Below are 13,676 nucleotides of genomic sequence, written 5' to 3' on the forward strand. Positions count from 1 at the left end.
CAATAATTTTTAATATCGATAGGTTATATGGCTATGGCTAAAAATGTTGTAGTAATCGGCGCACAGTGGGGCGACGAGGGTAAAGGTAAAATCGTTGACTGGCTGGCGGAAGAAGCCGGCGGCGTGGTGCGCTTCCAAGGCGGCCACAATGCGGGACATACCTTGGTTGTCGGCGGCAAAAAAACCATTTTGCGCCTGATTCCGAGCGGCATCCTGCATGAAAGTCTGGACTGCTTCATCGGTTCGGGCGTTGTCGTTTCCCCCGAAGCCCTGTTGGGCGAAATCGACGAGTTGAACGCGGCAGGCGTGAAAAACGTCGAAGGCCGTCTGAAAATCGCGCCGACCTGTCCGCTGATCCTGCCTTACCACATCGCGCTCGACCAAGCCCGCGAAGCATCGCGCGGCAAAGGCAAAATCGGCACGACCGGCCGCGGCATCGGCCCTACCTACGAAGACAAAGTGGCACGCCGCGCCATCCGCGCCGTCGATTTGCTGCATCCTGAAAAATTGCGTGAAAAACTGGATACCATCCTCGCTTATTACAACGTTCAATTGCAACATCTGCACAATGCCGAGCCGGTGAAAGCGGAAGACGTGATGGCGGTTATCGAAAAAGTCGCGCCGCGCATTACGCCGATGATTACCGACGTATCCCGCGTGTTGAACGAGAAAAACAAAAACGGCGAAAAACTGCTGTTTGAAGGTGCGCAAGGCACGCTGTTGGACATCGACTACGGCACTTACCCCTTCGTTACCTCTTCCAACTGCCTGGCGGGAGCCGCTTCCGCAGGCGCAGGCGTAGGCCCTCAAATGCTGGATTATGTTTTGGGCATCGTCAAAGCCTATACCACGCGCGTCGGTTCAGGCCCGTTCCCGACCGAATTGTTTGACGAAGTAGGCGCAGGTTTGGCAGAACGCGGACACGAATTCGGTTCCGTAACCGGTCGCGCACGCCGCTGCGGATGGTTTGATGCCGCCGCCCTGAAACGCTCCATCCAAGTCAACGGTATTTCCGGTATGTGCATCACCAAGCTGGACGTGATGGACGGTATTGAGAACATCAATATCTGTGTCGGCTACGAATTGCCCGACGGCAGCAAAACTGACATTCTGCCTTGCGGTTCCGATGCGGTAGAAGCCTGCAAGCCAATTTACGAAACCATGCCCGGTTGGAGCGAATCCACTTTCGGCGTGAAAAGCTACGACGCATTACCTGCCAATGCCAAAGCATATTTGAAACGTATCGAAGAAGTGTGCGGTGCGCCGGTAGCTATCGTCTCCACCGGCCCCGACCGCGAAGAAACGATTGTGCTGCATCATCCGTTCGCATAAGGTTTTGCAGTAAAAATGCCGTCTGAAGCCCTAATTGGTTTCAGACGGCATTTTTACCGCTGTTTTATCTGATATAGTGGATTAACAAAAATCAGGACAAGGCGACGAAGTCGCAGGCAGTACAAATAGTACGGAACCGATTTACTTGGTGCTTCAGCACCTTAGAGAATTGTTCTCTTTGAGCCAAGGTGAGGCAACGTCGTACTGGTTTTTGTTAATCCACTATATTTTCTGTCCGGACACGGTTTGTCGGGGTATATCAATGCGGCGTATCCGGTGCGGAAATGGACGCGGTTTATGCCGATATGGCGAACCCGATGTTTTCAGACGGCATCGGTTTACTATGAAAAAAACCGTACTGCTTGTGCGTACGGTTTTTTGTTGTTTCAAATCGGCTCAGAGCGATTTGAGGCGGGCGATGCGGTTGTCCAGCGAAGGGTGGGTGCTGAGCAGGGAGTCGCGCGTATCTCCGGCGATGCCCATTGCGTTCATTTCTTCAGGCAGGTCGACAGGATTGCCTTTAAGCCTTTGCAGGGCGGAAATCATTTTCGGCGCGCCGACCAGTTTTGCCGCCCCCGCATCGGCGCGGTATTCGCGCTGGCGGCTGAACCACATGACAATTAAGCTGGCAAGGAAGCCGAACAGGATTTGGAACACCACGCTGACCAGGAAGTAAGTTCCCTGCGACTGGCTGCCGTCGTTGTTTCGGGCAATCAGGTTGGCAATAATGCGCGACAGGAACACGACAAAGGTATTGACCACGCCTTGAATCAGCGTCAGCGTAACCATATCGCCGTTGCCGACGTGCGCCATTTCGTGCGCCAATACGGCTTCCACTTCGTCGCGCGTCATATGGTCGAGCAAACCGGTGCTGACGGCGATCAGGGAGCTGTTTCTCGATGCGCCCGTGGCAAAGGCATTGGGTTCGGGGGAGTGGTAGATGGCGACTTCGGGCGTTTTCAGGTTCCATTGCCGCGCTTGGGCTTCGACAGTGTTCAAAAGCCAGGCTTCTTCTTCGGTGTGCGGCGTGTCGATAACTTCCGCGCCGACCGATTGTTTGGCGATAAATTTGGACATCAGCAAAGAGATAATGGAGCCGGTAAAACCGACGACGGCGGAATACGCCAACAGGCTGCCCGTGCCGCCCCGGCTGTTGATGCCCAGAACCGCCAAAACAATACTGATTACGACCAAAATAGCGATATTGGTAGCCAAAAACAGAAAAATGCGTTTCACGGATGTTCCTTTTTGGTAGGGTGTGATGTTTTGAAATTTTGGGAATTGTCCCAAAAAGTTGCAGCCTTGTGAATATTAAGCTCGGCAAAGGTATGCAAAACATTTGTTTGCAAATGGCAGTTTGTGCAGTTGGTTTTTGAACTATTGTGCCAAGCCGTGTAGAATCGCAAACCATCTGTTTGATTCCAATAAACACATTTAAAAGGATCACTTCATGAAAGCATTACTTTTAGGCGCACCGGGCGCGGGCAAAGGCACTCAGGCGCAATTCATCACCGCCGCGTTCGGCATTCCGCAAATCTCTACCGGCGATATGCTCCGCGCCGCGATTAAGGCTGGCACGCCCTTGGGTTTGGAAGCGAAAAAAATCATCGATGAAGGCGGTTTGGTGCGCGACGACATCATTATCGGCATGGTTAAAGAGCGCATTGCCCAAGACGATTGCAAAAACGGTTTCTTGTTTGACGGTTTCCCACGCACGCTGGCACAGGCCGAAGCGATGGTTGAAGCAGGCGTGGATTTGGACGCGGTTGTTGAAATCGATGTGCCTGACAGCGTGATTGTCGATCGTATGAGCGGCCGCCGCGTGCATTTGGCTTCCGGCCGTACTTACCACGTTACCTACAATCCGCCCAAGGTCGAAGGCAAAGACGATGTAACCGGCGAAGATTTGATTCAGCGCGACGACGACAAAGAAGAAACCGTGAAAAAACGCCTTGCCGTTTACCACGAGCAAACCGAAGTGCTGGTTGATTTTTACAGCAAGCTGGAAGGCGAACACGCGCCGAAATACATCAAAGTCGACGGTACCCAAGCAGTAGAAGCCGTGAAAGCCGAAGTATTGAAGGGCTTGGGCAAATAAGTTTTGCCGAGTAGGAAATGCCGTCTGAAAAAATATTTTCAGACGGCATTTTGTGTATGAAAGCTGTTAAAATCGAAGTTGTAACCGTTTATCCGCAGGCATCTTATGAACCCCTTAATCTCCGACTTCCAAACCCAGCAACAACGCACCCCGGTCATCGTCGCCCTCGATTTTGCCAACGAAAAAGACACGCTCGGATTTGTCCGCAATCTTGATCCGGCGTTGTGCCAAATCAAAATCGGCAAAGAGCTGTTTACCGCGACGGGGCGCAGTTTGGCGGAAAGCCTGATTCATCAGGGTTTCAAACTCTTTCTCGATTTGAAATACCACGACATTCCCCACACCGTCGCGCAAGCCTGCAAAGTCGCCGCCGGCATGGGCGTGTGGATGGTCGATATGCACGCATCGGGCGGCCGCCGTATGATGGAAGCCGCAGCCGAAGCCGTTGCCGGATACGGCACGAAGCCGCTCTTAATCGGCGTAACCGTGTTGACCAGTATGGAACAAAGCGATTTGGCGGAAATCGGTTTGAACATCGCTCCCGAAGAACAAGTCATCCGCTTGGCGAAACTGGCGCAAAGTTCGGGCTTGGACGGAGTCGTCTGTTCCGCCCAAGAAGCCGCGCCGCTGCGCCGCGAATTGGGACAGGATTTTGTCTTGGTCACGCCCGGCATCCGCTTGGACGTTGCCGGCAACAACGACGACCAACGCCGCATTATGACACCGGCCGAAGCCTTGGCGGCAGGTTCAACCTATTTGGTAATGGGCCGCCCTGTAACCCAAGCCGCCGATCCGGTCGCCGTATTGCGCGAAGTGAACCGCGTGGCAAACGCTTAAGCATCAACAATTTTGATGCTGTTCAAAGAAACTACCTTACTTTGATACGATAGATCAATAGCCGGAAAATTTCAGCTTAGAAAGGAATTTATCCGATGTCTCAATGTGGTTCAGATGTGAGCAATATTTTTGATTATGATGCATTTCCGGAAGATGATTTGCTTGTAAAGGATACCCCTGTCGGATGGTATGCGATTGTGTCGCATAAAATTGTCGAAGAGGGGCTTCCTATTAAATTTATGTATCGGGAACATCAAGGGGATTTACCATTTGATAGCGGATGGCGAGTATTTTCTGGAACAGAAGATGATGAATACTCGAATAACCCTGATAACTTCTCCTTTCATAGTTTGACACGGCTCACTCATTATCAAGCAGATGTTGGGGAGCTGTTTTGGGCGGATATAGGTAGCGTTTTTGAGAAAAAAGAAGGAGAGGATTGCTTTTCACCTGTTACCGATTGGTCTCCTTTTGATTTTGAATAATAATAAAAAGCCGGATTTTATTATTAATCAGTAAATTTGCCAGATAATTACTGAGAATACAGTGAAGTTTTCACACAAAAAAAATAACTTATTTTGGAGTGCATAAGATGCCTGCCAAGTTTCAACAAGAAACCCTAAAATCCCGTTTCGCGCAAGCCAAAGTCTTGGTTGTCGGCGACGTGATGCTCGACCGCTATTGGTTTGGCGACGTATCCCGTATTTCGCCCGAAGCACCTGTGCCGGTGGCAAAAATCGGACGAATCGACCAACGCGCGGGCGGAGCGGCGAACGTTGCGCGCAACATCGCTTCGTTGGGCGGCAAAGCAGGGCTGTTGTCCGTAACCGGCAACGACGAAGCCGCCGACGCGCTTGACGCGTTGATGGTGCAGGACGGCGTCGCCTCCTATCTGATGCGCGACAAACAAATCGCCACCACCGTCAAACTGCGCGTCGTCGCCCGCAACCAGCAGCTTATCCGCCTTGATTTTGAAGAACATCCCAACCGCGAAGTGTTGGAACAAATCAAGCGGAAATACCGCGAAATCTTGCCCGAATACGACGCAATTATTTTTTCAGACTACGGCAAAGGCGGTCTGTCGTACATCTCCGATATGATCGATTGGGCGAAACACGCGGGCAAAACCGTATTAATCGACCCCAAAGGCGACGATTACGAAAAATACGCCGGCGCAACCCTGATTACGCCCAACCGCGCCGAATTGAAAGAAGTGGTCGGCAGTTGGAAAAACGAAAGCGAGCTGACCGAAAAAGCGCAAAACCTGCGCCGCCACCTCGACCTGACCGCCGTTTTACTGACCCGGAGCGAAGAAGGCATGACCTTGTTCAGCGAAGGCGAACCGATTTACCAGCCCACCCGCGCCCAAGAAGTCTATGATGTATCCGGTGCAGGCGATACCGTCATTGCCGGAGTGGGCTTGGGTTTGGCTGCTGGTTATACCATGCCTGAAGCCATGCACCTTGCCAATACTGCGGCTGGGGTTGTCGTGGCGAAACTTGGTACGGCGGTTTGCTCGTTTGCAGAGTTGGTTGAAGCACTGGACGGGCAATAAATCTTTTCAGACGGCATGACCATCCAATGCCGTCTGAAACCCTCAAAACAAAGGAAACCCAATATGACCATCATCGTAACAGGCGCGGCTGGCTTTATCGGCAGCAACATCGTCAAAGCACTTAATCAACGCGGTATTACCGACATTGTTGCCGTCGATAATTTGAGCAAAGGCGAAAAATTCAAAAACCTTGCCGAGTGCGAAATCGCCCATTATCTCGATAAACACGAATTCATCCGCCAAGTGAGGGAACACATTTTACCTTATCAAAACATCGAAGCCGTTTTCCATCAAGGCGCGTGTTCCGACACCATGAACCACGACGGTTTGTATATGATGGACAACAACTACCAGTACACGCTGGATTTGCTGGACTGGTGTCAGGACGAATGCATCCCCTTCCTTTATGCCTCCAGTGCGGCGGTTTACGGCAAAGGCGAAATCTTCCGCGAAGAGCGCGAACTCGAAAAACCGCTCAATGTATACGGCTACTCCAAATTCCTGTTTGACCAAGTATTGCGTCGCCGCATGAAAGAAGGTCTCACCGCCCAAGTCGTCGGCTTCCGCTACTTTAACGTTTACGGACAACACGAACAACACAAAGGTCGTATGGCATCCGTCGCCTTCCACCATTTCCACCAATACCGCGAACACGGTTACGTCAACCTGTTCGGCAGCAACGACGGCTACGGCAACGGCGAACAAACCCGCGACTTCGTCAGCGTCGAAGACGTCGCTAAAGTCAACCTTTACTTCTTCGACCATCCCGAACTTTCCGGCATCTACAACCTCGGCACCGGCCGCAGCCAACAGTTTAACGAACTCGCCGCTGCCACCGTCAACGCCTGCCGCGCCGCCGAAGGCAAACCTGAAATGAGTTTAAAAGAGTTGGTAGAAGAAGAATTTATCCGCTACATCCCATTTCCCGACGCGCTCAAAGGCAAATACCAAAGCTTCACCCAAGCCGACATCACCAAATTGCGCGAGGCAGGTTATACGGAAGAATTTTTCGATGTCAAAGCAGGTGTCGACCGCTACGTCAAATGGATGCTGGAAAATTTGGCTTAATTTGAATGCCCGTAAAAAAATCGTCTGAAAATATCAGGCGATTTTGATTTGTTTAACTTTTATATGGATTTCGATGATGACCGAAATGCAACAACGCGCCCAACTGCACCGCCAAATCTGGAAAATCGCCGACGAAGTACGCGGCGCGGTGGATGGCTGGGACTTTAAACAATATGTTCTCGGCACACTTTTCTACCGCTTTATCAGCGAAAACTTTACCGACTATATGCAGGCAGGCGACAGCAGCATTGATTACGCCGCTATGCCGGACAGCATCATCACGCCCGAAATCAAAGACGATGCCATCAAAGTCAAAGGTTATTTCATCTACCCCGGCCAGCTTTTTTGCAATATTGCCGCCGAAGCCCATCAAAACGAAGAGCTCAACACCAAGCTGAAAGAAATTTTTACCGCGATTGAAAGCTCCGCCTCCGGCTATCCGTCCGAACAGGACATCAAAGGCCTGTTTGACGACTTCGACACCACCAGCAGCCGGCTCGGCAGCACTGTTGCCGACAAGAACAAACGCCTTGCCGCCGTCCTCAAAGGCGTGGCGGAACTCGATTTCGGCAATTTTGAAAACCACCACATCGACCTTTTCGGCGATGCCTACGAATACCTGATTTCCAACTACGCTGCCAACGCAGGCAAATCCGGCGGCGAATTTTTCACCCCGCAAAGCGTCTCCAAGCTGATTGCGCGGCTGGCGGTGCACGGGCAGGAGAAAGTCAACAAAATCTACGACCCAGCTTGCGGCTCGGGCAGCCTGCTCTTACAGGCGAAAAAACAGTTTGACGAGCACATCATCGAAGAAGGCTTCTTCGGGCAGGAAATCAACCACACCACCTACAACCTCGCCCGCATGAACATGTTTCTGCACAACGTCAATTACAACAAATTCCACATCGAATTGGGCGACACGCTGACCAAGCCCAAGCTCAAAGACAGCAAACCCTTTGATGCCATCGTTTCCAATCCGCCTTATTCCATCAACTGGATAGGCAGCGACGACCCCACCTTAATCAACGACGACCGCTTTGCCCCCGCAGGCGTACTCGCCCCGAAATCCAAAGCCGATTTTGCCTTCATCCTGCACGCACTGAACTACCTTTCCGGCAGAGGTCGCGCCGCCATCGTCTCATTCCCCGGCATTTTCTATCGTGGCGGGACAGAGCAGAAAATCCGCCAATATCTGGTGGAGGGCAACTACGTGGAAACCGTGATCGCCCTTGCACCCAATCTCTTTTACGGCACCGGCATTGCCGTCAATATCCTGGTTTTGTCCAAACATAAAGACAATACCGACATCCAATTCATCGACGCAAGCGGCTTCTTTAAGAAAGAAACCAACAACAACGTCTTAACCGAAGAACACATTGCCGAAATCGTCAAACTCTTCGCCGACAAAGCCGATGTGCCGCATATCGCCCAAAACGCCGCCCAGCAAACCGTCAAAGACAACGGCTACAACCTCGCCGTCAGCAGCTACGTTGAACCCGAAGACACACGCGAAATTATCGACATCAAACAGCTTAACGCCGAAATCGGCGAAACCGTCGCCAAAATCGAACGGCTGCGGCGCGAAATTGACGAAGTGATTGCAGAGATTGAGGCATAGGCAGTTGTTGCATATTTTGCAACAACTGAATGGGAAAGAGGCCGTCTGAAAATACGGGCGGCAACCTGTAAGCAATCCTTACAAGTTCAAATCAAGAAATTTTCGGGGAAAAATACATGACAACAGAAAACAATGCTTTTGAAAACGCCAAACACATCGACGCAACAGGCAATGAATATTGGTCGACGCACACCTTGCAGACAAAGTAGGGTGGGCTTCAGCCCACCGAGACAACGGCAAAACAACGGCAAAACAACGGCAAAACAGCAGGCGGATTGGCGGGCTGAAGCCCACCCTACGGCGGACACAACCGCCCTACATCCCGCCGGAACGGGAAAGAAACGGAAAACAACTATGGATATGCAAAGCAAAGCGAAAAAATTGATTGAGATGATTCAGACGGCACCGGTGGAGTGGAAGCCGTTGGGGGAGGTTGGCCTATTGGTTCGTGGTAACGGTTTGCAGAAAAAAGATTTTACCGAAAGTGGCGTACCGGCGATTCATTACGGACAAATTTACACCTATTATGGCAATCAGACGGATAAGACTCTTTCTTTCGTTTCACCGGAATTGGCGGAAAAACTGAAGAAAGTAGATAAAGGTGATGTGGTAATTACCAACACTAGTGAAAATATAGAAGACGTAGGAAAAGCCCTTTTATATTTGGGAGAAGAGCAAGCCGTTACAGGCGGACACGCAACTATTTTTAAACCAAGCAAAGAAATTGTCGGCAAATTCTTTGTCTATTTCACTCAAACAGAAATTTTTGATAAGGCAAAAAGAAAATTTGTAAAAGGAACAAAGGTTATTGATGTTTCCGCAACCGATATGGCAAAAATCAAAATCCCCATCCCACCCCTGGAAACCCAACAAAAAATTGTAAAAATACTTGACAAATTCACTGAGCTGGAAGCTACGCTGGAAGCAGAATTAGCCCTGCGCAAACGCCAATACCGGTATTACCGCGACTTTCTTTTAGATTTTGACAATCAAATCGTGGGGGGGATAGCTGATGGCTATCAATGCCGTCTGAAAGATGTGGTTTGGAAGACGTTGGGGGAGGTGTTTGACTTGAAGAATGGCTATACCCCTTCCAAATCAAATAAAGAATATTGGGAAAATGGCTCAATCCCTTGGTTTAGAATGGAAGATATTAGGGAAAATGGTCGTATTTTAGATAATTCATTACAGCATATATCAAAAAGCGCAGTAAAGGGCGGTAAGCTATTTCCAGCCAATTCTATTATCATGGCTACATCTGCAACCATAGGTGAGCATGCACTAATAACCGTTCCATTCTTAGCCAACCAAAGATTTACCAGTTTATCTTTAAAGCCTGAATTTGCCGATAAACTCAGCATTTATTTTCTTTATTACTATTGTTTTAATCTTAGTGAATGGTGCAAAAAGAATACGACAACATCGAGTTTTGCTTCTGTGGATATGAATGGTTTTAAACGCTTCCCAATCTCCATCCCTCCACTCCCCGAACAAGAAAAAATCATCGCCATCCTCGACAAATTCGATACCCTGACCCACTCCATCAGCGAAGGCCTGCCGCACGAAATCGCCCTGTGCCGCAAACAATACGAATATTACCGCGAACAGCTACTTGCCTTTCGGTAGGGTGGGCTTCAGCCCACCGAAACAACGGCAAGCTGCAACAACAGTAAAACAACGGCAGGCGGGGCGGTGGGCTGAAGCCCACCCTACGGCGGACACAACCGACCCGCATTCCGCCGAAGCGTGCGGAAACCGGAAAATATGGCGATAGATGCTCAAAACAAAGAGAAAAACCCGATTGGGATGATTCAGACGGCATCGGTGGGGTAGAAGTCGCAGACAAAGTAGGGTGGGCTTCAGCCCACCGAAACAACGGCAAACCGAAACAACGGCAAAACAAGGGCAGGCGGGGCGGTGGGCTGAAGCCCACCCTACGGCGGACACAACCACCCCGCATTCCGCCGAAGCCGACCAAAGCAGCCTGCACATTTTCAGGCAGCCCAATCCGAACATCAAACTGTTTAAAACCCGACCCTGCAAAGGACGAACTATGAACCTTGAAACCAAACCCATCGCCGAAACGCCGAATTTCATCGTGCTCGACCAATATGAAAAAATCGAACAGTCGGGCAGCTACCAATCGGAAAACCGGTTGGAAGCGGAGTTAATCGCCGATTTGCAGAATCAGGGTTACGAATACCGCAAGGATTTGAACAGCCAAAGCAGGCTGCTGGAAAACCTGCGCGCGCAGTTGCAGCGGCTGAACGATATGGTGTTTTCAGACGGCGAATGGGCGCGGTTTTTGACGGAATATCTGGACAGGCCGTCTGAAAACATTACCGATAAAACCCGCAAAATCCACGACGACCATATTTACGATTTCGCTTTTGATGACGGCCGTCTGAAAAACATTTATCTGCTGGACAAGAAAAACCTTGCCCGCAACCATGTGCAGCTTATCAACCAGTTTGAGCAGACGGGCACGCATGCAAACCGTTATGATGTTACCGTGTTGGTAAACGGCCTGCCGCTGGTGCAAATTGAATTGAAAAAGCGCGGTGTGGCGGTGCGCGAGGCATTCAATCAGGTGCACCGTTACAGCAAAGAGAGCTTCAACAGCGAAAATTCGCTGTTCAAATTCCTGCAAATCTTCGTGATTTCCAACGGCACGGACACGCGCTATTTCGCCAACACCACCAAGCGCGACAAAAACAGCTTCGATTTCACGATGAATTGGGCGCGGTCGGACAATCATCCGATTAAGGATTTGAAAGACTTTACCGCCACGTTCCTGCAGAAAAGCGTGTTGCTGGGCGTTTTGCTGCATTACAGCGTGTTCGATGCGAATGATACGCTGCTGATTATGCGGCCGTACCAGATTGCCGCCGCCGAACGTATTTTGTGGAAAATCAACAGCTCGGCGCAGGCGAAGAATTGGAGCGGGCCGGAAAGCGGCGGCTATGTTTGGCACACCACGGGCAGCGGCAAAACGCTGACCAGCTTTAAGGCGGCGCGTCTGGCGACGGAATCGGCGTTTATCGACAAGGTTTTCTTCGTGGTGGACAGGAAGGATTTGGACTATCAGACGATGAAGGAATACCAGCGTTTTTCGCCCGACAGCGTGAATGGTTCGGAAAGCACGGCGGGCTTGAAACGCAATTTGGAAAAAGACGACAACAAAATCATCGTTACCACCATCCAAAAGCTGAACAACCTGATGAAGGGCGAAGATAATCTGCCGGTTTACCATCAGCGGGTTGTCTTTATTTTCGACGAATGCCACCGCTCGCAATTCGGCGAAGCGCAAAAAAACCTGAAAAAGAAATTTAAGAAATTCTGCCAGTTCGGCTTTACCGGCACGCCGATTTTTCCCGAAAACGCTTTGGGCGCGGAAACCACGGCGGGCGTGTTCGGGCGGGAGTTGCATTCTTATGTGATTACCGATGCCATCCGCGATGAAAAAGTATTGAAATTCAAAGTGGATTACAACGATGTGCGCCCGCAGTTCAAAGCCGTGGAAGCGGAACAGGACGAGAAGAAACTGAGTGCCGCCGAAAACCGCCAAGCCCTGCTGCACCCTGAACGCATCCGCGAAATCACGCAATATATCCTGAATCAGTTCAGGCAGAAAACGCACCGGCTGAATGCGGGCGGCAAAGGATTTAACGCGATGTTTGCCGTCAGCAGCGTGGATGCGGCGAAGTGCTATTACGAAGCGTTCAAAACACAACAGGCAGGCAGCCCGCACCCGTTGAAAGTGGCCACTATTTTTTCCTTTGCCGCCAACGAAGAGCAAAATGCCGTCGGTGAAATTGTCGATGAAACCTTTGAACCGGAAGCGATGGACAGCAGCGCAAAAGAATTTTTGCAGGCTGCCATCAACGATTACAACGCCTGTTTCAAAACCAATTTCGGCACGGACAGCAAATCCTTTCAAAACTACTACCGAGATTTGGCAAAACGGGTGAAAAATCAGGAAGTGGATTTGCTGATTGTGGTCGGCATGTTTTTGACGGGTTTTGACGCGCCGACGCTGAACACGCTGTTTGTCGATAAAAACCTGCGCTATCACGGCCTGATGCAGGCGTTTTCGCGCACCAACCGCATTTACGATGCCACCAAAACCTTCGGCAATATTGTCTGCTTCCGCGATTTGGAGCAGGCAACCATTGATGCGATCACGCTCTTCGGCGATAAAAACACCAAAAACGTGGTGCTGGAAAAAAGTTACGAAGAATACATGAACGGCTATACCGATGATCGGACCGGCGAAGTGCGGCGCGGTTATTTGGATGTGGCAAAAGAATTGCGCCAACGTTTCTCCGATCCCGACGAAATCGAAACGGAAAAAGACAAAAAAGATTTTGCCAAACTCTTCGGTGAATACCTGCGGGCGGAAAACGTATTGCAGAACTACGATGAATTTGCCGCGTTGCGTGAATTGCAGAGTGTGGACGCGGCGGACGAAGATGCGATGAAGGCGTTTCAGGAAAAATACTACTTGAGCGATGAAGACGTGCAGGAAATGCGGCAAGTGCCGATGCCGTCTGAAAGGGCGGTGCAGGACTACCGCTCCGCCTACAACGACATCCGCGATTGGTTGCGCCGCCAAAAAGCAGGCGGACAGAAAGAACAGTCAAAAATCGATTGGGACGATGTGGTTTTTGAGGTGGATTTGCTCAAATCGCAGGAAATCAATCTGGATTACATCCTGCAACTGGTTTTCGAGCATCACAAAAAAATCAAAGGCAAAGCGGAGCTGGTAGAAGAAATCCGCCGCATCATCCGCGCAAGTATCGGACACCGCGCCAAAGAAGGGCTGATTGTGGATTTCATCAACGATACGGATTTGGACAAAGTGCCCGACGTTCCCGCCATACTGGAAACCTTCTACACCTACGCGCAAGAGGTGATGAAGAGCGAAGCAGCAGAGCTGATTGCCGCCGAAGGCCTGAACGAAACTGCCGCCAAACGCTATTTAACCGGCTCGCTCAAACGCGGCTATGCCAGCGAAAACGGCACGGAACTGACCGAAACCCTGCCGAAAATGAGTCCGCTCAACCCGCAATATCTGACGAAGAAACAAAGTGTTTTTCAAAAGATTGCGGCGTTTGTGGAGAAGTTTGCCGGAATAGGGATCGATATTTGACAAAATGCCGTCTGAA

The 13,676-nt window shown here is 50.6% G+C and carries 10 protein-coding genes and 1 pseudogene; 10 read left to right on the forward strand and 1 reads right to left on the reverse strand.

Annotated features, from left to right (window positions below):
• Nucleotides 1–33 precede the first annotated feature (33 nt).
• A complete protein-coding gene (locus tag ACNAU7_RS00650) occupies nucleotides 34–1,332 on the forward strand; it encodes an adenylosuccinate synthase (RefSeq protein ID WP_416299770.1) in 1,299 nt (432 codons plus the stop codon).
• A 396-nt stretch (nucleotides 1,333–1,728) separates the two neighbouring features.
• On the opposite strand, the gene htpX is transcribed toward ACNAU7_RS00650, so the two are convergent.
• Nucleotides 1,729–2,568, reverse strand: a complete 840-nt coding sequence (gene htpX, locus ACNAU7_RS00655; RefSeq protein WP_416299772.1) for a protease HtpX — start codon at nucleotides 2,566–2,568, stop codon at nucleotides 1,729–1,731.
• 214 nt (nucleotides 2,569–2,782) lie between these two features.
• Between htpX and adk the strand changes: the two genes are divergently transcribed.
• From adk to ACNAU7_RS00700, 9 genes and pseudogenes are all read left to right on the forward strand, one after another.
• Nucleotides 2,783–3,430, forward strand: coding sequence for an adenylate kinase (adk, locus tag ACNAU7_RS00660; RefSeq protein ID WP_019272635.1), 648 nt, complete (start codon nucleotides 2,783–2,785; stop codon nucleotides 3,428–3,430).
• A gap of 105 nt (nucleotides 3,431–3,535) precedes the next feature.
• Nucleotides 3,536–4,267 carry an orotidine-5'-phosphate decarboxylase gene (pyrF, locus tag ACNAU7_RS00665; protein ID WP_416299774.1) on the forward strand — a complete coding sequence of 244 codons (732 nt, stop codon included), beginning with the start codon at nucleotides 3,536–3,538 and terminating at the stop codon, nucleotides 4,265–4,267.
• Between the two features lie 95 nt (nucleotides 4,268–4,362).
• Entirely contained in the window at nucleotides 4,363–4,752 is a 390-nt protein-coding gene (locus ACNAU7_RS00670) for a DUF2185 domain-containing protein (protein ID WP_416299776.1), read from the forward strand.
• A 107-nt stretch (nucleotides 4,753–4,859) separates the two neighbouring features.
• Entirely contained in the window at nucleotides 4,860–5,822 is a 963-nt protein-coding gene (gene hldA, locus ACNAU7_RS00675) for an ADP-heptose synthase (protein ID WP_416299778.1), read from the forward strand.
• A gap of 63 nt (nucleotides 5,823–5,885) precedes the next feature.
• Complete coding sequence (gene rfaD / locus ACNAU7_RS00680) at nucleotides 5,886–6,890, forward strand: ADP-glyceromanno-heptose 6-epimerase (protein WP_416299780.1); 1,005 nt, start codon at nucleotides 5,886–5,888, stop codon at nucleotides 6,888–6,890.
• 73 nt (nucleotides 6,891–6,963) lie between these two features.
• On the forward strand, nucleotides 6,964–8,508 hold the full coding sequence (locus tag ACNAU7_RS00685) for a type I restriction-modification system subunit M (RefSeq protein WP_416299782.1): 1,545 nt from the start codon (nucleotides 6,964–6,966) through the stop codon (nucleotides 8,506–8,508).
• Nucleotides 8,509–8,624: 116 nt separating this feature from the next.
• Nucleotides 8,625–8,708 (forward strand): annotated as a pseudogene (locus tag ACNAU7_RS00690) (DNA-damage-inducible D domain protein); the annotation flags it as partial.
• A gap of 154 nt (nucleotides 8,709–8,862) precedes the next feature.
• Entirely contained in the window at nucleotides 8,863–10,134 is a 1,272-nt protein-coding gene (locus ACNAU7_RS00695; protein ID WP_416299784.1) for a restriction endonuclease subunit S, read from the forward strand.
• A gap of 427 nt (nucleotides 10,135–10,561) precedes the next feature.
• On the forward strand, nucleotides 10,562–13,660 hold the full coding sequence (locus ACNAU7_RS00700) for a type I restriction endonuclease subunit R (protein ID WP_416300234.1): 3,099 nt from the start codon (nucleotides 10,562–10,564) through the stop codon (nucleotides 13,658–13,660).
• The last annotated feature ends 16 nt before the right edge of the window (nucleotides 13,661–13,676 follow it).

This window comes from Neisseria sp. LACPHL-SPEC-2024-00856, from assembly GCF_047915665.1.
In the GTDB taxonomy this organism is placed as follows: Bacteria; Pseudomonadota; Gammaproteobacteria; order Burkholderiales; family Neisseriaceae; genus Neisseria; species Neisseria polysaccharea.